Consider the following 20,816-nt stretch of genomic DNA (forward strand, 5'->3'; position numbering starts at 1 on the left):
TAATTCACTTTAAGTTAATTATACAAATTGAAAAGGTTAGATCAACTTTTGATGTGCTCAAAAAGTCTCATGTTATGTATCAAAAAAGCCGGCTTCCTTTCAACAAGTGCAAGAAAGCCGACCTTTTATTACGCTTCTATATCAATTCGATACGTTTCAAACCAATGATGAATCTGTGCTAGATGGGCAATCAACTGCGGGCCCTTCATGAGCTGGCCATACCATGGCACATGAAAGGAAGCTCCTTCCGTTTCAATCAGCTGCTTTAATTGATGTGGATCTAAAAATTCGTGAAGTACAGAGTCTTTTTGCGCGAGACAGTCTGTTAGCATCTCTTTCACAGCCTGAGTATAGGCTGGATGATGTGTTTTCGGATAAGGACTCTTCTTTCGATAAAGCACCTCATTCGGTAAAATTCCCTCTAATGCTTTACGTAAAACCCCTTTTTCACGATTTCCATGCATTTTCATTTCCCAAGGAATATTCCACACATATTCGACAAGACGATGATCTGCAAATGGCACACGTACCTCAAGACTAGCGCCCATACTCATGCGATCTTTTCGGTCAAGCAGCGTTGTCATAAACCAGATCATATTTAAGTAAAAAAGTTCTCTCCGGGCTTTATCGACGCCAGTTTCTCCATCTAAAAGAGGCGTTTCTGCCAACGTTTCTTCATATTTGCTTTGCGCGTATTCCTTAAGTGACAGCTTTTTTTGCCACGAATCTTGCAGAAGCTGCGTTCTCGCTTCAGTCGATCTCATCCAAGGGAAACTATTTGTTTCATTTGCCATGTGAAACCAAGGATAGCCGCCAAAAATCTCATCAGCACACTCACCTGACAAACCAACAACGAAATCCTTTTTAATTTCTCGGCAGAAAATAAGTAAAGAAGAATCGATATCTGCCATACCAGGTAAATCTCGAACCTCAACCGCTTCCTTCAAATAAGCAGCCAGCTCTTTTTGTCCGATGATACAGCTGTGATGATTCGTTTGAAACGCTTTGGTCATTTGATCAATCCATGGGCCATCAGCATTCGGCTGGAAGTGACTCGCTTCAAAGAATTGATCATTTTCTTCGTAGTCAATGGAATACGTATGAAGCGGTGCTTTCCCTATTTTCTCAAAGTGCTTAGCAGCTATGGCAGTAATAGCACTAGAATCGACGCCACCAGATAAAAATGTACATACAGGCACATCAGAGACAAGCTGTCTTGTCACGGCATCTGTAAAGAGATGCTTAATGTGCTGTGCGGTGTCATCAAGTGAGTCGGTATGCTCTTTGCTTTTGACATTCCAATATCTCCACACGCGCAGTCCGTCTTTTGAAAAGGTCAAGGCATGTGCAGGTCTCAGCTCTTTTATCCCTTTAAACACTCCTTGACCTGGTGTTCTTGACGGTCCTAAGCCAAAAATCTCCGACAGCCCTTCATGATCGACTTTTGCTTTGATATCAGGGTGTGCAAGAATTGCTTTGATCTCCGAACCAAATAAGAAGGAATGATGACGTTCTGTATAGAAAAACGGCTTGACGCCGAGCCGGTCTCTCCCTGCAAATAACAATTCACGCTCACTATCCCAGATCACAAATGCAAAAATGCCATTAAAATGGGAGACACACTCTTCCTTCCATTCTGTATAGGCATGAAGAAGAACTTCTGTATCAGAATGCCCAAGAAAGCGGTGCCCCTTTTTTAACAATTCTTTTCTTATATCCTCTGTGTTATAGAGCTCTCCGTTGTATACAATCGTATAAGCATGGTTTTGATGTGTATATGTCATCGGCTGCTTTCCGCCTTCTACATCTACAACCGCTAATCTTTTATGCCCGAAAAGAACGTGCTCACTTTTCCACGTATTTGTATCATCTGGCCCTCTTTTAGATAATGTATCTGTCATTTGATTGATTACATGATCCTGTTGGATGAGCTGCTTTTTAAAGTCTGCCCAGCCTGTAATTCCACACATCATCATCAGCTCCCATCCGTTTTTCCTCAAGTGTTCTCATTCAGCCTTTCTTAGTTTATGCATCGTCTCCTTGATAGTTGATTTGTCCTTTTTCCTCGGGCGTATAGGACAAGCTTGATTTGGTAAGAAAAGAAAGAAGAAAGGAGCTTTTGCAAATGGAGAATCGAATGAAGCAGCTTGAATGCTGCAGCCGAAGATGGTGTAACGGGTATTTGCTCATTGAAAACGGACATTGTCTGATTGAAGATGAAGAAGGAGAGATCATGCTGCCTGAAAGTCTTCAAAGCATGATGATCTATTTGAAAGAAAATGACCGTTGGACAAAAGGAGAATTGCTTGGTTCCATGATTCTCCATGAAAACGGGCAGCTAATAGAAGTACACGGGGGAGAAAACATTCAATATACGGCGTCCCTTGCCAAAGGATGGCTTGATCTTCTCATGTTCGTACCGGAAAACGTCTTTTATCACATCCTTGAACAGGTAGAGCATCTTGGTTTTTCCGTCTATGATTGTGTCTTCTCTTCCTTTCATTCATTGCAGCGCGTCTCTTTCTTTCAGTTTTCGGCAGATACGCAATCACTTGCACTTCAATGTCACTATGAGCCTGCATCCAGCCACATTCGTTTTGAATGGACCACTTCAGACGGACACCGGACGGTTTCACAATTTGATGCCACATAAAAAGGACACTGCTTTTGTTTAAGCAATGCCCTTTTTATATTAAAAGATATGGAAACCGATCGGCAGACGTAAACCGAGAAGAATGGTCACAATCGCAAATACGATAAAACCAATCAACACACCAGTCACCGATTTTCCTTTTTTCTTGCGCACTAGGACCATTTCCATGAAACCGATCACAAGGATACCGAGAATCATTTTTCCAATATACTCGCCACCGAAACCTGGAATTTTCATTCCTGTGCGAACATACAGCTCCACACCTGTTGCGATAATGATCAAGTAAAATAAGCGAACGATCATGTGCACAATTTTAGCGCCTTTGTCGTTTTTACCTGCTAGAGCAAAGGCTACAAAGAATAAAATAATCCCCAGCACCCATGCTGTGATATGTAAATGTGTTCCCATTTGTGATTTCCCCCTTTATCAGAACAAGTACCTTCTCATCGTACCACGAAATAAGTCGAACACAAAGCGACAATCCTGTGTCATCACGCGCTTTATTTGACGTGATTTGTCAGCGTTCCAATCGGTTCAATCGTGATGTCAATTCGATCTCCAGAAGCTAGAAACTTAGGCGGTTCAAAGCCCTTTCCTACCCCAGAAGGTGTACCTGTTGCAATGATGTCACCCGCTTCTAATGTCATCCCTTTTGAAAGAGTGGAGACAATATCTTCAACTGTGAAGATCATTAATTCCGTACTGGCAGACTGACGAACCTCTCCGTTTACCTTCGTTTCTACATGGAGCGCACCATGATCCTCGATCATTGACTTATGAACGATATAAGGTCCTATCGGGCAGGTAGTATCTAAGCTTTTACCAATGAAAAATTGTTTATGTTTTTTCTGCAAATCTCTTGCCGTCACATCATTTAAAATGGTGTAACCGAATATATAATCTTGGACCTCTTCAGGAGTAATGTTTTTCCCTGATTTACCCATCACGATGGCAAGCTCTCCTTCATAATCCAATTCACTTGTCACAGCTTCATGAAGAAGAATGTCCGCTTCGTGTCCAATGACAGAAGTAGGTGCCTTTGTAAAAATCATCACGTCTTTAGGAATATCTTCCGCACTCCCCATCTCCATGACATGGTCTTGATAATTCTTTCCGACACACATGATGTTTTTAGATGGCTTTGGAATCGGTGCATGGAGCTTCACATCCGAAAGCGGATATACATAAGAACCGCGGTCTTCTTCTTTTTTCTCAGCCCAATCAAGAAGCTGCCCTACATGTTCCACAAACTTGTCCCCCATTTTGATGCACTCAGATAATGAATTTGGCAGTGTCTCAAGCTCAAATAATTTGGCTTCTGCCTTTTTGACGTCCATCACCCATTCATCATCAATGACTACCCCAATAAACATGCTGCTATGTATCTCACCTGTAAAAAACTTCATGTCTTCCCCTCACAATCTTCATTTCGCTAAGTTATGATGTCTCATTTTATTTCTCTATGAAACAAAAAAAACCCTTTTTTATCATACTCTCTTTTAAAAAGGGTTTCAAAAATGATGATCTAACGCTTAGCGAAAACGGCGGTACTCCCACATGTTTCCTTGATCCCATTTACGCTCAACATTTCCTGTTCTTTGAGAACGATGCTTTTTCTTTCCACATCTATGGCAAGAGCGGCTGCGTTTATGGTGATGAGAACGTTTAGATCGATGGCTGCGGCGTGACTTGCGGCTCTTCTTATGGTGGGATCTGTGCTTGCTGCGATGTGACTTGCGGCAGCTTTTCTTATGATGAGATCTGCGCTTGCTGCGGTGTGACTTGCGGCAGCTCTTCTTATGATGCGATTTGCGCTTGCTGCGGTGTGACTTGCGGCAGCTCTTCTTATGATGAGATCTGCATTTGCTGCGGTGTGACTTTTTCGGTTCGCTCTTTTTGCTTCTGTAAGATTTTTTGCTTTTATATGACTTTTTACTCTTCATGCTTTTCTTCGAGCGATAGCTTTTCTTAGAGCGATAACTTTTCTTTGAACGATAGCTTCTGTAACTTTTTTTACTGCGGCGTGATTTACGGCGTCCACCACCAAAGAACCAATGACCGCGACTTGAATGACGAGAACGAGCTGACTTATGCGAACGTCTCGATTCTGGTTCACGATCTAAGTGATGATCACGTCCCTCACTTCGAAGTGAAGCTACTGCATGTTCAATGTGTGAATGATCAATTGTACTCACGAACAATTCCCCTCCCAGTCTATGCTTCGACAAAACAAACAGACAAAGCTGTTTATCTTCTCTGCTTTATGTTACGAGACTCGGTAGACAAGTGTTCGTGACGAATGCCTCTTTCCTTTAAAACTCCATGAATACCTACCAGCCGGTACAGGACATTCCTTCACTTTCATATCGTAAAGAAGAGCATATAGGAGGCTGATGAACATATGAACACAGAACCTTTAAAACAACTTGATATGTGGATTCATCCAAAGGATCTGATTGAATTAAAAAAAGACATTTGGAACGATGAACCTGTTGAAGCCATTCTGAAAACCGGCCAAATCAAATCACATATTTATGCTTCATATCGCGGATCACACATTAGAAAGCTTAAGAAAAAGTCCTATCAAATTGAATACCGAAAGCCAAAACAAAGACAAGGCGAGTCCATCTTCCATTTAAATGCAGAGTACAATGACCCTTCGTTTATCCGAAACAGGCTGTCCTTTTATTTCTTTGAGCAGATGGGGGTGCTAAGTCCAGCCGCTTCTCATGTGTTTCTCACCATAAACGGAAGAAAAGAAGGCATTTACTTGAAAATAGAATCCGTCGATGAGTTTTTTCTTCAAAAACGGCAGCTTTCAGGAGGCGGCATTTATTATGCAGTTGATGACGATGCGAACTTCTCCCTTTTGAGTTCTTTTGATAAAAAGCCAAAAAAGCACCTTCTTCTCGGATACGAGAAAAAAACGGGGACTCCCCAACATGATCAGCAGCTGAGCGAATTTATTTACTTTCTCAACACAGCGAAAGATGACACTTTTGCAGAAAAGATTGAACAGTACCTAGATGTGACACAATATTTCCGCTGGCTCGTCGGTGTGGTATGCACCCAAAACTTTGATGGTTTTGTTCATAACTACGCTCTTTATGTGAATGAACAAGGAAGGTTTCAAGTACTTCCTTGGGATTATGATGCAACATGGGGTCGTGACATTCATGGAGAAGAAATGGCGTTTGATTATATCCCAGTAAACGGTTTTAATACATTAACAGCTAGATTACTAGATATCCCTTCGTTTAAAAGAGCCTATTACACACTTTTTCAGCATGTACTCGATACACATTTTGTAGAAGACCGGCTCTGCCCAATCATTGAGAAATGGCATGAATCGATTGAGGATAGAATTGGAGATGATCCATATACGAAAGATCGAAAAGACATCCTGCAGTCTGAACGAGACTTAATCCGGCAGTATATCAACAAAAGACGACGTTATTTACAGGCTGAGATAAGAAAAGAGATATTTGGCATGTAAGAACACTTTCGAATTTTGTCACTTTATTACTCATATTGACGAAACAGCTTTTTTTATAGAAAAATAGGGTATACTAACCATATCCTTCTATTTGATAAAAAATGTGAGAGTTGGCGTCCGTTATGATCAATTATGAAATTGAACAAAAAAGATTACATTTAATTGAGACTGCAAAAAAATTCGGGATGAATGCCGAAGAAACGATCAGGTGCAGTCAGGAGCTTGACACACTCTTAAATAAAGGCATCAAATCCACCTCTAAAGATTGCTCAAAAAAAGGGTAAGCCATACATCAATTTCCTCTCATCAAAAGCTTTCAAAAAGACAATCACACATTAAAAGACCCATCATAAGCTATGGTGAAACGCCCAAAACAAGTGCCCTAATTTTATAAAGGATGTGCACCGCTATGCCGGCTATTGTTGGAGCCTTTAAAGTAAATGCCGTCGGAACGAGCGGAGTCGTTCATGTTGGAGACTGCATCACTATTTCTCCAAATAGTCAGGTTAAAACGTTTGCTGGCGCAGGCAGTTTTAATACTGGTGATCAATTACGAATTAGCAACTACAAAAGTGTGACAAATACGTACGACAGTGATGTCATTGATCAACCGCTTGTTGGTAACTTGTAAGGAGTGAGGATCCGTTGAACTTCTATATTAATCAAGCGATACAAATTAATTATTTACGTGTAGAGTCTGTGAGTAACTCCTCTGTTCTGCAAATTGGGAGTGCTGGATCCATCAAAGCCCTTTCCAACCTGTATAACACGGGAAGCTACGTAGAAGCAGCGCCTGCTGCAGCAGGTACACAAGGAATTGAAGAATCTCAAGGCGCAAGCACAGCACCTTTTGTACCACTTCAGTCACCAACAACTTAAGTTCATCTGCAATCCCCGGAGGTGTATGTAAATGTATGATTATCAAAGCAACGCTTCACAAGTGTATGGCATCATTCAAAAACACTCGCAACAAATCATGATGCTTGAAAAAAGGCTTAACGAACTTCAGCAGGAAATTCAAATGATCAAAGATAAGCCGACAACGAATATTGAACGGATTGATTATCAATTTGATCAACTGAAAATCGAACGGCTGGAAGGAACGCTGAATATCGGCCTCAATCCATCTGATCCAAACAGTGTTCAAAACTTTGAAGTGGGCCAAACAACAACCCCGGGAATTGGAATGATGCAGCAAGAAATGGCTGGTCAATTTTTCAATCAAACACGACAGCTTGTCGATGCATTCTTAAATGAAGAAGCACCGGACCTTCTTGAAGAGCTAGAACAGCGATATGAAGGGTCCCTCGATGAAAGCAACAAACACCATATCATTGAGGACATTCGCAAGCAAATTGACAGCAGAATCAAATACTATGCGGGACAGCTGCCGCACCGGGAAGATATGACCCCGCTGCAGCGTTCAGAGCAAATTGCTGAATATGTGAAGCATGATGTAAAGCGGGCGATTGAGCACTTTTTAGCCCATATTCCAAGTGAAACGAAAGGAGAGGAAAACGGATGAATTTCACAGTTGTCAACCGCAACATCGAGACTGGAAGCATTAAAGTAGTCGGGGTATCGTCCTCTTCCCTGTTTATCATCGGGGACACAGACCATGTACAATTATCCTCGATTTTCGATACACCGCCAGAATCACTGATTATCGGCCCGTTTGTTCCTCTGGCGCCTCGATAATGATCAAGCGCACATCTAAAGTGAAGTTCTCAAAGGTGAATTCTGTCGGGATTTCGAGTGTAGTTCAAATTGGTGATACACAAGAGCTATGCCCAACAGTCAAGGTGTTAGCTGTTCAACGAACCATTAGTTTGTTTTATGGCTATGAAGCAGGAAATTTAGATGCGAAAGAATTTGAAGTGTATTATGAACCCATTCCATTGATGCTGCCAGAACGATCAGTTAGAACAGCATTCTACCATGAAAAGCCTGTAATTAAGGTGTCTTCAATCCATGTAGAAGGGGTATCATCGTCCTCTGTCTATCAAATCGGGTCTACTTGTAGAATGAATGGCGTTGCGCGAGTGAAGCACATCAGGGAGCTGTTTAGCAATGATGAAAGTCCGCAAAACTCACAAATGGACCTACCTGCGCATATGATGTGATATGACTTCGAATAAAGGATGTCGATTATGCCAGCAATTGTCGGACCCATTTACATTAACTCTATTTCTGGAGGCGTCGTAAACGTCGGTGACTCATTCTACCTGTCGCCTAAAAGTTCGTCAAAATCTGCTTTAGGCTCTGGAGCGGGGAATACCGGAGATTTCTTGATATTAAATAATGGCATCAGCGCCACCAACTATGTGGATCCTGACTTAAATGATCAGAATATGGTAGGCAATGCATAAAGCAGCTCCTCTACACCCATTTCAAATAGAGGAGCGCTTTTTTATGCTTATTTCTTTCTGCGCTGTCTCGATTTTTTCGTTTTGACCAGCTTGCTTGCCGGCTGTTTCCGAATCCATTTGATGTACGAAGCAAGCTTTTCATCCTGCCTTAGCGCATCAATTGTATTCAAACGTGCGGCAAGCTCCTGGTTTGTAAAGAGGGCATGTACTTGTTTATGACAAGGGATGCACAGGAAGGCAGTCGGTAAAAAAGCACCGCCCTCTTCTCTTGGCGTTAAGTGATGTTCTGTGAGCAGGACATTTTGTCTTCCGCACAGCTCACATAATCCAATTGTTTGCTTTGCCACCGTGTCATCACCTCAATATTTACATTAATTCCATTGAGACTGTTGTCCCTTTCCCGCTTGGATCTGCTGGATGGACAATCAGTTTTTTCGGCAGCCGCATTTTCAATTCTTCCACATGGCTGATGACACCAACAGCTAAGTTTTGGGATTGTAACTTCTCTAATGCGGTAATCACCGTATCAAGCAAGTCTTGATCAAGGGTACCGAAGCCTTCATCAAGGAAAAAGAATTGCAGCGGAAACTCACCTCTTAGCTGAATCTGCGCTGAAAGAGCTAATGCAAGCGCAAGCGACGTCAGGAAAGTTTCCCCGCCGGACAAGCTGGACACTGGACGTCTGACACCGCCATTCGCATCATCACGCATGACAAAACCGCCTTCTGAATCAACCTCAATCGCATACCTTTGTCTTGTCAAAATACCAAGACGGGCAGATGCATCACGACTGACACTTTCCAGCTGTTCTTCTGCTAAGAACTCAACAAATGTATTTCCTTTAAAAACGGTTTGCAGCTTATCGAGCCGATCAATTTCTTGCTGGAGCTCTGCCAAGCGTTCATGAATACTTGCAAAGCGCTGGTGATTCTCTTCTATTACGCGAAGATGTGCATATGCAGAGCCACTCATCACTGTTGCTTCTTCCAATGCCTTTTCTGCCGCTTCTTTTCTCAGTTGAATGTCAGTCCATTGCTTTTCATCTAGTGACTCATCTTTCAGCAGTTCAGAAATTCGCTTTAAGTTTGCGGCACATTGCTTTCTTTTATCCTCAAATTCGTCAATTTCTTGTTTAACCGATTGACGTACTGCCTGATTCATGAAAGCAGATTCAATCTCTTGAGGCTTACCAAAAGGAGAAGACTCCGATTCTTTAGCCCATGCTGCACTTGCTTCTTGTTTTCTTCGGTCAGCCTCTTGAAGCTGACGCTCACAGCTTGAAAAATGACTTTGTGCTTCACTAAAGAGCTCCTGCGCGTGCTGTAATTGCTTGTACGATTGCTGTTCTATTTCATTGAGACGAGCAAGCGTGTGTTCAACCTCGATCAGTTCATCAGAAATAGAGACAGCTTTTAATGGATATCTCCCTAAATCTGTTTCATATTGATGAATGAGCTGCTGCTGGCTTTCTAGCTGATGCGCTAGTTTATCAAGTTCCTTCTCTACATCATATATGGCTGTTTGCAGCTGTTCTTTTGCCTGCTGCTTTTCTTCCAAAAATGAAATACTTTTCTCAATACGCTCTTTATAGCCTTCCGCTTGCTGGTCCTTTTCATCGATCTGCTTTTGCATCTCTTGTACTTGATGCAATGTAAAGTGCGGGAAGGTCTGTTCAAATTGAGACGTTTGCTCTGAAAGCTCAGATTGAAGCTCCTTGATTAGCCCGCCTAATTCTGCGATACGCTGCTGTTCAAATGTCATTTGATCTTTCATCTTGCTTATCTCTGCTGCTTGATCGTGTGTTTCATCCATTAAACGAGTTCGTTTACGTTCAACTTCTTGAATATCTTGTTTCAAGCCTTTCCATTCTTGCATGAGATACTGCAAGGACTCCGGATTTTGCACAGCTTCTACTGCTGCAGCAACTTCCGCACCAGGCGCTTTCTGAGATAAAAAGGCAAACTGCTTTACTAATTGATTGGCGTGCGTTTCCAATAGCTGCTTGGCGGCATACATGTCTCTTGTATATTCCTCTGCCAGCTTGAGCTCTTTGTCCATCCTTTGAATCACTTCATCAATTTGCGCCACAGTTTCTTCATGGTCATTGTTTTCCAATGCCTTTGGATCATGATGAATCGATCCACAAACAGGACATGGCTCACCATCTACGAGCTCTGCTGCTAATTCTTTTCTTAATTCTGCGGCCCTAACAGCGTCACGCTGTTTTAATTTTTCTAGCTTCTGACTTTGTTCTCTTTTACTCCATTCTGTAAAAGCGCGTTCGAATTCACATACATAGAAATAGAGCTGTTCAATCGCTTGAAACGATTGGTCTATTTTTTCATGATGGTCTTTTTGCTGTTTTTGAAGCTTTTCATATGCTGCTGCGGTCTGTAATGATCGCTTTTTGAGCTCCTCCATCTTTTGTTCTTCCTTGTGTATGCTCTGATGTATTCTTTGAACATTTTCGCTTAAACGCAAAGCATCTTGTACACTTTTCCGTTCTTTTACAGAGACTTGTAATTGCTCCAGCTCACGCTTCAGCTGTGTTTGTTTTGCCAGTGCACGTTCTAACAAAGATTGGAGATTGTCTGCTTCTTCTTTTTTTTGTAATAATTGCTGCGCTGTAGCATTTTTTTGCTGTTCGATTGCCGTCTTTTCCTGAAGAGCCGCCTTTTTTTTCCGTTCAATTTCCTTTAGCTGAATCAGCTGCTCTTTCTTTTGGAGAAATTCTGGTTCGGTTTCTATTTTCTTTTGTCTGGCTTGCTCATAGTCCTGCGTCATTTGATCATAGATCGTTCGTTGATGCAGCAGCTGATTTTCTGCTTCCTGTTTTTCTTTTAATGCTTGAGAAAGCTGATTTTCAGCCTTTGTTAATGCATCCGCATACGGCTTTAATGCCTCTGCCTGCTCAGCGATATGAAGCTTGGCCTTTTTCTCTTCCATTGATGGTGTCAGTTGATTCAGATTGTTTAATTCCGTCTCATAAGCTTCTTGTTCCTTTTGATACTGCCAAATCGTTTGCGCCTTTGTAAAAGCAGTGAACGCTTCATCCCGCGCTTGTTTTTTCTCATGAAAAATAGCCTTTGCCTGCTCAGCCGCTTCCTTTGCCTTTGCCAGTGCCTCTGGGCCAGCTTCACCTAAACCATTCAGCTCAGCCAGCAGTTCGTTTTTTTGTCCATATTGATTCTGCGCCTTCGCGCGCAAACGTTTGACGAGCTGATCCCCATACTTCTCCAAGTTAAACAAACGCTGAAGCATTTGTCGTCTATCGGCTCCTTTTAGAGAAAGGAATTCTGCAAACTTCCCTTGGGGCAAGACAACCGCTCGCGTAAAATCATCAATGGTTAACCCGAGTAATTCTTCTATTTTACGATTAACCTCACTCGCTTTATCTGCAAGAACTGTCTGCGTATCACCAATTTCAATCAAACGGCATAGTGTCGTTCTGACTTTCATTTCATCTGCCCGCTTGAAAGCACGTTCGACTTTATAAGAAATGTGATGTTCCTTTTGCAAAGCGAACGTAAAGGAAACTGACAGCTTTTCTTCCGCTTGGTTCAAAATACCATGTGTATTATTTAGCGCACGTTCCACTTTGCCATAGAGTGCCAGGGTCATGGCGTCTAATATGGAAGATTTTCCGCTTCCTGTCGGTCCAAAAATGCCAAACACACCTGCATCACATAATGAGCTAAAGTCAATTGTTTGTTCTTCTCTGAAGCTATGAAGTCCTTTAATGGTTAGTGTAATCGGCTTCAAGTCGCTTCCTCCTCTTGCATTTCATTGGCGAGCTCCAAAAACAGCTTGACTGTTTTTTCATCAGGAAGACCGCCGCCTGTCTGGCGCTCATAAAATTTCACGAACCGCTCTTCGATTGAGAGCTTTTCGACTTGTTTTTGTTCTTCGATTTGCTGCAGTTCTTTAAATTTTGGTCTAATGTGGACAAACCCGCTATGCTGCTTTCGGAGCTGATGGATCTCTTCAATAGAGAGCTGATCTGTTAAATGAATCTCTAAATCAATCCATGCCTGAAGATCCCGTTTTTCATCCAGCCACTCGTGTACTTGGCTCAGTCCCTCAGTCGCCTTCCATTTCACAAGTGGTTTTCCGCTTGATAACAACACTTCTTTCCAGCTTGCTTTTTCATTAGGTTTTGCCTCTACAATCGTGACTGATTTGGCATATCCTGATTCAGAAAAGCTGTAAGCAAGAGGTGACCCGGAATAGCGGGCAATCGTTTTTGCACGTTTGATGGTTTGCGGGCGGTGCAAATGACCAAGAGCAACATAGCAGGCTGCTTCTGGCAGACTTTCAGCCGCAACGGTATATGCGCCGCCTACTTCAATCGGTCTTTCTGAATCTGTTTGACTTCCACCTGCCACATAAATATGGCTCGTTGCGATATTGACTGTATCGGCTTGAAATTGAGCGCTCAGATGTTGGAATGCTTGTTGTATTTTTAAATTGTAATGATCACGAAGCAATTTCTCTTCAAATGTTTCAGCCAGCACCTCGTTTAATCTCGCCTCAGACGGATAAGCAAGGGCTGCAATGGATAAACGTTCACTGGAAGAAGGAACATCGACGCGGATGATGTCATTTGTCGGATATCCAATTAAATGAATCCCCTGATCATTTGTTAAAGGGGATGCGGCGGATAAGCGATCCGGATTATCATGATTGCCTGAGATGACCACTACCTGACGTTTTCCTTTATCAGATAAGGCGGATAGACTTTCATAAAAAAGCTGCTCTGCTCTAGCTGGCGGATTCACTGTATCAAAGGCGTCTCCAGCCATCACAATGACATCAATGTGTTCGTCTTTTACGATTTGATACAGCTCATCTAAAAACTGTGCTTGCTCATCAAGCCGGCTTCGGCCTTCTAGGGTTTTTCCTAAATGCCAATCCGCCGTATGCAGAATCCTCATGTGATTCACCTCTCATTCCGATACATTTATAAAGAAATTTCTAAATTCCCGTCAAAGAAATAAAGAATTTTCTCCTCTAATGTTCTGTTTGTTAAACGTTCTACTGCTTTTGCATATAACGCTATTTGAGTTTCATAGCGCTTTTTCAAAATAGGCGCAGCTGCTTTAAGGCCGCCTGTATATCTGCCTTGCACTCTATCGGTTTTATAATCTAGTAAATATAGCTTTCCGTCCGTTTCAAATAAACAGTCAATCATCCCTTGAATAAGGACAGGCTCTCCTTCTGCATCAATATGGCTGTATACCTCTTTAACAGGTAACACCATACTAAATGACACTTCTCGTTTCACCCAGTCCGCTTTTTGCAGCTTTTGACCAATAGAAGTAGAGAAGAAAGCTGTAATTCCTTCTTGATCAATTGACTGGACTTGTTCATTTGTTAGTAAGTCTCTCTGCTGTAAGGAATCGAGCAGTTGCTGTATACGTGAATCATCATAGAGCACATCAGAAGGAAGCGGAATATGCTGCATGACTGTGTGCATTGCGGTGCCTTGCTCTGCAGCAGTCAGTGCTTTTTTCTTCATGAAAGCCGGACGGTCATACAACGTTGTACGAGCTTTTCGAAGAGAAGAAGGAACACTGTACTCATCCTGTATTTCTTTCATTCTTTTTATCTCAGAAACAGACTGCTTTGTACCGACTTGTGAGGCCGCTAAATATGGATATCTCCATGAAAGTCTCTCTGCTACTTTCTCATCAGCATCACCATATCCTTCAACAGGCAGACCGTCCATCAATGCTTGTACCACCTCATCTTGCTGCTTCTTTTCAAGTGACATATCTTCTTTTAGAAGATCAGAAGCTTGAGTAAATGAGATCGTGAATACTGATGGATGCGACAGAACGACATTACCTGTTTCTTCTAAAATAGATGACATCGCTTGGTGACGGATAAGAGCAGGACCAATAAAATCTAAGTATGTTTTCGATTGATAACGTTCAAAATCAGGGATCAGCCAGTCCTCTCCGGTTGCAGCATTTTGCCATTTGCTTAATGCTTTCACCTGATTTTTGACAGAGCCGACCAGAAATAATTTTTCCTTAGCCCTTGTGAGCGCCACATATAGAACTCTCAGCTCTTCAGATAATAGCTCTTTTCTCATCTTTTTTTTCATCGCCACAAGCGGTAATGTTGCATAACTAATTCTCAGCTCTGGATGAATATATTTGCTTCCAAATCCTAATTCTTTATCAAGCAAGTAGGACTGGTTTAAGTCCATCATATTAAAGTTCCTGCCGAGTCCTGCGGTAAAGACGATTGGAAATTCTAATCCTTTACTGCTGTGGATCGTCATCATGCGAACAACGTCCTCTGTTTCACTGAACGTTTTTGCCGCACCAAGATCATCTCCACGCTCCTGCATTCTTTCAATAAAGCGAAGAAAACGGAACAGCCCTCTAAAGGCAGCTTTTTCATACTGCTTCGCTCGATCATAAAGAGCACGGAGGTTCGCCTGTCTCTGCTTGCCTCCAGGCATCCCGCCAACGTAATCTAGATACTGCGTATCGCGGTATACTTCCCAAATCAATTCCGCTACTGAATGATTCATGGAGAAATCACGCCACTTACGCAGCAACCTGAAAAATTGTTCTAGTTTTTTGCATGTAGGGTGATCTGAATGAGTCACACTCATAAATGCTTTCACAGCATCATAATAAGTGCCTTTCTTATCACTCGTGCGGATCAGTGCCATTTCATTTTCGTCTAAATGAACAATAGGTGATCTTAATACAGCTGCAAGCGGGATATCCTGATATGGATTATCGATGACTTTTAACAGAGAAAGAATCACAGACACCTCTGTTGCTTCAAAATAACCAGAGGAAAGATTCGCATACACAGGAATCCCCTGCTTCTTCAATTCCTCCATCATTTGCGGGGCCCACGGCATGGAGCGAAGCAAAATCACAATGTCCCGATACTGCAATTTACGGGTCATTTGCTGTTTTGCATCGTACACTTGAAATGGCTGCTCTACCAATTCTCTTATTTTTTTAGCAATGACTCTCGCTTCTAGCTGTACGGTCTCTAGTTCTTCCCGCTCTTCGTCAGTTTCTGCTTCCTGTTGATCTAAATGAACAAGGAGCATTTCTGTCGTTGTATCTTTACTTTCTGGATAACTCGCTCCAAGCTTTAATTCAGCTTGTTCATCATATTCAATTTCTCCAACTGTTTCCCCCATCAGCTGTTTGAACAAAAAGTTCGTACTGTCTAAAACATCTGAACGGCTGCGGAAGTTTTTATTTAAATCAATTCTCTTCCCTGTTTCTTTGCCATCTGGTTTAAATTGTTTATATTTGTTTAAAAAGAGCATGGGCTCAGCCAGTCTAAAACGATAAATAGACTGCTTTACATCACCAACCATAAACAGGTTGCCCTCTGCAGCATGTTGCCCTTTAGATACAAGCTTTAAAATCGTTTCTTGTACAAGGTTTGTATCTTGGTATTCATCAACGAGCACTTCTTCAAACTGCTGTTGATAGTACTTGGCCGCTTCTGTTTCGATCAAATTTCCTTCCGCGTCCTGCTCCGCTAAAATGCGTAAGCAATAATGCTCTAAATCCGAAAAGTCCACGATTGATTTTTCTTGCTTCGCTCTTTCAAATCGCTGTCCAAATTGGATGACAAGCTCCACAAGTGTTTCGACCACTGGCTTCATTTCAGCTAAGCTTTTCAAATGCTGGGCGGGACTTCGCATAAAGTATTCATCTTTGAGCTTTTCTAATTGTTTTTTTGCTTGATTGCGTGCATCTGTAGCTTTTTCTAACAGCACAGGGTCATATTCGTCCCCTTTACATGTTTTGAGCCTTTTAAAATTGATGTTTGGCAAAAGCTCGTAAAGCTTCTCAAAATCATCTTGATGCCTGATCAATTCATTGACTTGCTCTAAATCATCTATAAAATTTTCCGCTCTCGGTGCTGGGCCGCCCGGTTCTTTTGATAGAGCGAGAGCTCGTTCGAGCAGTTCCAGACAGCTTCGAAAAACGAGAGAAAGATCCTCTTTGATATATGGATAAAACGGTAATTGTTCTACTTTTGTTTGAGCATCTACATCATAAAGAGAAAGGAATGCCCTCATCCATTGCTCAGGTGAAGGGTGAGATCTGGAAAACTCATAAATTCTCTTCACAAGCCATTGCAAGTCTATATCATGACGGTCAGAAGTGTAACGATCAACCAGTTCAAAGAACGCTGGCTTTCCAGCCTTATATTCATCCTCAAACAGTTCATCTAACACTTCATCTCCTAATAATTCTCCTTCTGTTTGATCAGCCAAACGAAAGCCTGGATCAAGGTCAATCTCATAGTAAAAGGTACGCAGCACCTGTAAACAAAAAGAGTGCAAGGTAGAAATATTAGCACGATTCATGAGTGACAGCTGTCTTCTCATATGAAGGGACCCGGGGTTTTTGGCTAATTCCTTTTCAAGTGCTTCTGTGATCCGATGTTTCATCTCTGCCGCAGATGCATTTGTGAAAGTCACAACGAGCAGACGATCCACATCAACTGGATCTTCAGGACGGGTCATTTTTCGAATCAGCCGTTCAACCAAAACAGCTGTTTTACCTGACCCTGCCGCCGCCGCAACAAGGATATCTTGTCCTTCTGAAACGATGGCTTCCCACTGGTCATCCGTCCAAGTACTGTTATTCGGTTTTGGTATTTGCATACTGATCCCCTTCTTTTTTGATCCGGTCTATCACGACATCATCCTTTTCAGATGAAAGCACTCTAAATTCATTATCCTCTATCGATTCATCAAATTGGCAAATAGACTTAAATGAACAAAAGCGGCATGGTGTTTGATCCTTCAATTTATATGGATTAATGGCTACCTCGCCATTTGTAATTCTTTCGCCTGCCTCTTCAAACGTGCGCCGAACATGCTGTGTGAGTATATGAAAATGATCTTCACTTAAAACAGCAGAGTCAGAACGGAAAGACCCATCCTTTTTCAAACCGGCTTGAATGACTTGTGATCTTCCTGATTCAAGCGTTTGATCCATTAGCTTTACCGCTTCTACATCTTCAAGTAATAGACCTTTCATTTTAAATTTCTTGAATATTTCCTGCTCAATTTCATCCTCTGCAAGCGGAATCGGTGCTTGAATGAGCGGATCATGAATATGGAAATATAAAATGCCAGCTGGTGTTGCTTCTACGCCGAGCCATTCCTTCGAATACGTAATGGTCAGGTCTAAGTAAGTGAGCATTTGCAAGGCCAGTCCATAGTATACTTCTGCTAGATCAAGACCTTTCTCACTCGATTTGTAGTCGACGATTCTCAACAGCAGCCCTTTTGAACCTTCTGCTTTATCCACCCGGTCAATTCTTCCGACAAGCTCCATCGTGCAGCCATTTTTCAATTGAAAAGTAAACGGCGGCAAAGGTCCTTGACCGCCAAAGCCTAACTCAAGCCCAACGGGAGAAAATCCACTCACTTTTGCATGCTCACTTAAGATAGAAGAGACTCGAATCAAGATTTTCTGGAGCTTTTCTTTAATATAAGCATGCCGATTAGAGCTTAATAGAATTTCCTTTTGAAGACGCGGAGCAAGCTGTTCGATTGCATGTCTTGAATAAGTGACACAGTCTTCCTTCGTTAGGTTTTTCCAATCCTTTTTTTGTTCAACAAGCGTATCTGAAATATGCTTTAAAGCTGAGTGAAACAGCTGGCCGATATCAGGTGCTTCCAGTTTATAAAATTGCCGGTCTTTTAGTTTTAACCCGTGGGAAGCAAAGTGAGAAAACGCACACGCATTAAATTTCTCCATTCTTGAAACACTGCCTTGAATGTGATCACCGTAAAGTTCTTTTGTGACGTTCGGTTTTAAGCGCTTCGCTCGATTTGTAAAAAACAAACTCGACAAGATATTTTTCGAAACATCCCGATGAGATGACGTCATCAAATAATTATAGACACTCCACCATACACCACTGATGGGATATTGGTTGAGCCATTGTTGCAGCTGTGAGACGGTATAAGATAACGAGACATGCTCATTCGCTACAAATTTTAATTGCTCCTCGTCATCCAGCTGTTCCGGGTCTAACACATACAAAGCACGCTGATGATTCGGCATAAGTTCCTGACAATACTTGATAAGAGTCGAAGGCAATAGAGAGCGCCCCTCTTCATCTGACACCGAATAAGACAGATACAAATGATGGGATGGACTTGAAAGCGCTTGGTATATTAAAAATTGCTCATCTAGCAGCTGTTCCTTTCCTGTCTCTGCAAGCTCTGCTCCTGCTCGCTTTAACCATTCCCGGTCATCCTCAGACAAAACACTTTCGTCAGAAGGGCGTGCGGGAATAACGCCATCATTTACCCCAATGATAAACATGCACTTCACTTGATACATTCTCGATAAATCCATACTTCCGATAAATACTTGGTCGAGTGAAGGCGGAATTAAAGCGAATTTTAGAGAGGCGAGTCCTGTATCCATCATCTGTTGGAATAAAGGAAATGAGAGCTCCTCCTCACCGAGCATTTCAACAAATTCATCCATTAATTGAATGACAGCATCCCATACTTGTCCATGCTGCATGGCTTCAGCTAATCTACCTGCTTCCTCAGCCTCCAGCCTGGCCTTTTCAAGTTTTTCCGGCACTTGTATTTCCTCTAAAAAGACATAGACTGCCTCCACCATGTCTTTGACCTTTTGCGCTTTTTTCAGCCTTTTTTGCAACTGGAAAAGCGGGGGTGCGATCCATTCCTTTACATCATTCAGCATCTGTTCCATTTCAATTTCTTGATCTGTTTGTCCAAAATCCTCATCTAAGGATTGGAATCGTCTGTAATGGAAACGGGAACCGTTTGTCCAGCGTTCTCCTTTTACACCATAAGCAATACAGTAGTTTTCAAGCTGATCTGCCTGTTCTCTCGCTTTGTTTTTGGCAAGTTCGAGCGGAAATAAGAACTCTGTCTTCACGCAGCGAAACACGGCCTCATACCGCCAGTTTCCTTTTATGACATCCAAGCTCGAACGAATCAATTCAATGAGCGGATGATACTGCATCGATTCATTTCCATCAATAAAAAATGGAATATCATAATCTCGAAAAACCTCTTTTAACGTATCTTTATAGTCGTCTACATGCCGCGCTACAATCGAAATATCCCGCAGTCTGAGCCCTTCTTCTCTCACTAAATGAAGAATTTCTCTCGCTGCTCCCTCAATTTCAGCTCGTTTACTTGCACTTTTAGATACTGTGAGATGAGGGGTGACTTCCTGATATGGCTGCACCGGTCTCTGCTCATATTGGCGTTCTAAATAAGCAAGATCTGGCGTATGAAGATGACGGTTATTTCCCTCCAAAATGTTCTCAGAAATGGCCGCTCCGCACTCTCTTGCAAGCTGATAGAGTTGGAAATACGTTTTACCTGTCATACGAAATAAATCAAGTTCATTTGGCTGCTTATCATGATAGGAACGATCCACTGTGAACGCAACAGTTATTTTCTCAGCATGCAGCAGAAGCTGTTCAATGACGAGAAGCTGCTGCGGTGTAAATTGATAAAAACCATCTATATAAATGTGTGCTCCTTTTATTTCTTCAGATAAAGGAATTTGCTGCGTGAGAAGCGTCAAATAGTCTTCGGAGTGCACATATTCATCTTGTAAATGCTGCTCCATCTGCTGATAAAGAACATGCAGATCATGCAATTTCTCAGCTGCCCGTCTTTCTTCCGTATACTCTGAATGCATGCTCGATAATGAAATTTTTTCAATATCCTCCGGCAGCATGCAGTATCTCTTGAACTCAGCCATCGTCTTTTCGATTTGCTCCACAAACCCCGGCTTATCGCTCGCTTTTTTGAATACCTTAAACTTTTCTTTCTCCTCTTCAATCACTTTTCTTAAAAGCATTTGAATTCCTGTGCTTGTCACAAATTGCCGGTTCGCTCCGCCAGTCTGCTGTAAAATAGACCAAGCAAGACGCGTGAAACTAAATACTTTGGCCCTGATCATCCCGCCAGCTTCAGACGTTTTTGCAAGCTCATATTCCATTAAGAATGTCATTTGATCCGGGACTAAAAAAATGATTGGCGGACCCAACGGATCAAGCCGAAGCTGTTCTTTGATTTCCTCTAAGATTGCAGTCGTTTTTCCACTCCCCGATCTGCCTGCTAAAAACTGAATCTCCACGCTCCACAACACCTTTCTTATGTACTCATATTCTAGCGAAAATAAAAGTAAATAGCTATTTTCCCCTTCTCCTCCCTAAAAAAGATATAGGCACCTTTCCTCACTCTTCTCATATCATAAACCATCATGAACTCAAAGGAGGCTGG

Annotated in this window: 18 protein-coding genes; 9 read left to right on the forward strand and 9 right to left on the reverse strand. The window is 42.1% G+C overall.

Annotated elements, in window-relative coordinates; translation table 11 throughout:
• Positions 1–128: 128 nt before the first annotated feature.
• Positions 129–1,970 (reverse strand): asparagine synthase (glutamine-hydrolyzing), encoded by a 1,842-nt coding sequence (gene asnB, locus MHI60_RS02150; RefSeq protein ID WP_095408158.1) that lies wholly within the window; start codon positions 1,968–1,970, stop codon positions 129–131.
• Between the two features lie 155 nt (positions 1,971–2,125).
• Between asnB and MHI60_RS02155 the strand changes: the two genes are divergently transcribed.
• Entirely contained in the window at positions 2,126–2,653 is a 528-nt protein-coding gene (locus MHI60_RS02155) for a DUF2777 family protein (RefSeq protein WP_144485559.1), read from the forward strand.
• A gap of 39 nt (positions 2,654–2,692) precedes the next feature.
• Here the strand turns inward: MHI60_RS02155 and MHI60_RS02160 are convergent, their stop codons facing one another.
• The 3 genes from MHI60_RS02160 to MHI60_RS02170 all read right to left on the reverse strand — a co-directional run bounded on the left by MHI60_RS02160 (position 2,693) and on the right by MHI60_RS02170 (position 4,848).
• Entirely contained in the window at positions 2,693–3,061 is a 369-nt protein-coding gene (locus MHI60_RS02160; protein WP_034282135.1) for a YisL family protein, read from the reverse strand.
• Positions 3,062–3,153: 92 nt separating this feature from the next.
• Positions 3,154–4,059 (reverse strand): fumarylacetoacetate hydrolase family protein, encoded by a 906-nt coding sequence (locus MHI60_RS02165; protein WP_342502666.1) that lies wholly within the window; start codon positions 4,057–4,059, stop codon positions 3,154–3,156.
• Between the two features lie 126 nt (positions 4,060–4,185).
• Positions 4,186–4,848 carry a spore coat protein CotG gene (locus MHI60_RS02170; protein ID WP_144485563.1) on the reverse strand — a complete coding sequence of 221 codons (663 nt, stop codon included), beginning with the start codon at positions 4,846–4,848 and terminating at the stop codon, positions 4,186–4,188.
• A gap of 206 nt (positions 4,849–5,054) precedes the next feature.
• On the opposite strand from MHI60_RS02170, the gene MHI60_RS02175 reads away from it, so the two are divergent.
• The 8 genes from MHI60_RS02175 (at position 5,055) to MHI60_RS02210 (ending at position 8,518) form a co-directional block, all read left to right on the forward strand.
• Complete coding sequence (locus MHI60_RS02175) at positions 5,055–6,149, forward strand: CotH kinase family protein (RefSeq protein ID WP_144485565.1); 1,095 nt, start codon at positions 5,055–5,057, stop codon at positions 6,147–6,149.
• Between the two features lie 122 nt (positions 6,150–6,271).
• Positions 6,272–6,433 carry an aspartyl-phosphate phosphatase Spo0E family protein gene (locus tag MHI60_RS02180; RefSeq protein ID WP_029707539.1) on the forward strand — a complete coding sequence of 54 codons (162 nt, stop codon included), beginning with the start codon at positions 6,272–6,274 and terminating at the stop codon, positions 6,431–6,433.
• A gap of 125 nt (positions 6,434–6,558) precedes the next feature.
• Entirely contained in the window at positions 6,559–6,780 is a 222-nt protein-coding gene (locus MHI60_RS02185) for a spore germination protein (RefSeq protein WP_003211745.1), read from the forward strand.
• A 14-nt stretch (positions 6,781–6,794) separates the two neighbouring features.
• Complete coding sequence (locus MHI60_RS02190; RefSeq protein WP_003210877.1) at positions 6,795–7,028, forward strand: spore germination protein GerPB; 234 nt, start codon at positions 6,795–6,797, stop codon at positions 7,026–7,028.
• Positions 7,029–7,059: 31 nt separating this feature from the next.
• Positions 7,060–7,674, forward strand: a complete 615-nt coding sequence (locus MHI60_RS02195; RefSeq protein ID WP_048238426.1) for a spore germination protein GerPC — start codon at positions 7,060–7,062, stop codon at positions 7,672–7,674.
• Positions 7,671–7,847, forward strand: coding sequence for a germination protein GerPD (locus MHI60_RS02200; protein ID WP_003210893.1), 177 nt, complete (start codon positions 7,671–7,673; stop codon positions 7,845–7,847). Before MHI60_RS02195 ends, MHI60_RS02200 begins: the two co-directional genes overlap by 4 nt.
• Positions 7,847–8,272, forward strand: a complete 426-nt coding sequence (locus MHI60_RS02205) for a spore germination protein GerPE (RefSeq protein WP_048238425.1) — start codon at positions 7,847–7,849, stop codon at positions 8,270–8,272. Before MHI60_RS02200 ends, MHI60_RS02205 begins: the two co-directional genes overlap by 1 nt.
• A gap of 27 nt (positions 8,273–8,299) precedes the next feature.
• The gene (locus MHI60_RS02210; RefSeq protein ID WP_003211468.1) at positions 8,300–8,518 is read left to right on the forward strand and encodes a spore germination protein; all 219 of its coding nucleotides are present in this window, start codon (positions 8,300–8,302) and stop codon (positions 8,516–8,518) included.
• 47 nt (positions 8,519–8,565) lie between these two features.
• Here the strand turns inward: MHI60_RS02210 and MHI60_RS02215 are convergent, their stop codons facing one another.
• From MHI60_RS02215 to addB, 5 genes are read right to left on the reverse strand one after another with little or no spacing between them, the layout of a single operon-like run.
• The gene (locus tag MHI60_RS02215) at positions 8,566–8,865 is read right to left on the reverse strand and encodes a hypothetical protein (protein WP_048238424.1); all 300 of its coding nucleotides are present in this window, start codon (positions 8,863–8,865) and stop codon (positions 8,566–8,568) included.
• A gap of 19 nt (positions 8,866–8,884) precedes the next feature.
• Positions 8,885–12,280, reverse strand: a complete 3,396-nt coding sequence (locus MHI60_RS02220; RefSeq protein ID WP_144485567.1) for an SMC family ATPase — start codon at positions 12,278–12,280, stop codon at positions 8,885–8,887.
• Complete coding sequence (sbcD, locus tag MHI60_RS02225) at positions 12,277–13,452, reverse strand: exonuclease subunit SbcD (RefSeq protein WP_144470097.1); 1,176 nt, start codon at positions 13,450–13,452, stop codon at positions 12,277–12,279. Before sbcD ends, MHI60_RS02220 begins: the two co-directional genes overlap by 4 nt.
• Positions 13,453–13,478: 26 nt before the next feature.
• Positions 13,479–17,183 carry a helicase-exonuclease AddAB subunit AddA gene (gene addA, locus MHI60_RS02230; RefSeq protein WP_144485569.1) on the reverse strand — a complete coding sequence of 1,235 codons (3,705 nt, stop codon included), beginning with the start codon at positions 17,181–17,183 and terminating at the stop codon, positions 13,479–13,481.
• Positions 17,161–20,670, reverse strand: a complete 3,510-nt coding sequence (addB, locus tag MHI60_RS02235) for a helicase-exonuclease AddAB subunit AddB (RefSeq protein ID WP_144485571.1) — start codon at positions 20,668–20,670, stop codon at positions 17,161–17,163. The genes addA and addB overlap by 23 nt, the downstream gene beginning before the upstream one ends.
• Positions 20,671–20,816 lie beyond the last annotated feature (146 nt).

The sequence above is a fragment of the Bacillus sp. FSL K6-3200 genome (assembly GCF_038630485.1).
GTDB classification, from domain to species: Bacteria; Bacillota; Bacilli; order Bacillales; family Bacillaceae; genus Bacillus; species Bacillus safensis.

Excerpts from the sequence above, each read along its gene's own strand:
- MHI60_RS02180 (WP_029707539.1), top strand. The coding sequence starts at position 6,272 with ATGATCAATTATGAAATTGAACAAAAAAGATTACATTTAATTGAGACT.
- MHI60_RS02155 (WP_144485559.1), top strand. The coding sequence starts at position 2,126 with ATGGAGAATCGAATGAAGCAGCTTGAATGCTGCAGCCGAAGATGGTGT.
- MHI60_RS02175 (WP_144485565.1), top strand. The coding sequence starts at position 5,055 with ATGAACACAGAACCTTTAAAACAACTTGATATGTGGATTCATCCAAAG.
- MHI60_RS02165 (WP_342502666.1), bottom strand. The coding sequence starts at position 4,059 with ATGAAGTTTTTTACAGGTGAGATACATAGCAGCATGTTTATTGGGGTA.
- sbcD (WP_144470097.1), bottom strand. The coding sequence starts at position 13,452 with ATGAGGATTCTGCATACGGCGGATTGGCATTTAGGAAAAACCCTAGAA.
- MHI60_RS02200 (WP_003210893.1), top strand. The coding sequence starts at position 7,671 with ATGAATTTCACAGTTGTCAACCGCAACATCGAGACTGGAAGCATTAAA.
- MHI60_RS02185 (WP_003211745.1), top strand. The coding sequence starts at position 6,559 with ATGCCGGCTATTGTTGGAGCCTTTAAAGTAAATGCCGTCGGAACGAGC.
- MHI60_RS02210 (WP_003211468.1), top strand. The coding sequence starts at position 8,300 with ATGCCAGCAATTGTCGGACCCATTTACATTAACTCTATTTCTGGAGGC.
- MHI60_RS02160 (WP_034282135.1), bottom strand. The coding sequence starts at position 3,061 with ATGGGAACACATTTACATATCACAGCATGGGTGCTGGGGATTATTTTA.
- MHI60_RS02205 (WP_048238425.1), top strand. The coding sequence starts at position 7,847 with ATGATCAAGCGCACATCTAAAGTGAAGTTCTCAAAGGTGAATTCTGTC.
- addA (WP_144485569.1), bottom strand. The coding sequence starts at position 17,183 with ATGCAAATACCAAAACCGAATAACAGTACTTGGACGGATGACCAGTGG.
- asnB (WP_095408158.1), bottom strand. The coding sequence starts at position 1,970 with ATGTGTGGAATTACAGGCTGGGCAGACTTTAAAAAGCAGCTCATCCAA.
- MHI60_RS02195 (WP_048238426.1), top strand. The coding sequence starts at position 7,060 with ATGTATGATTATCAAAGCAACGCTTCACAAGTGTATGGCATCATTCAA.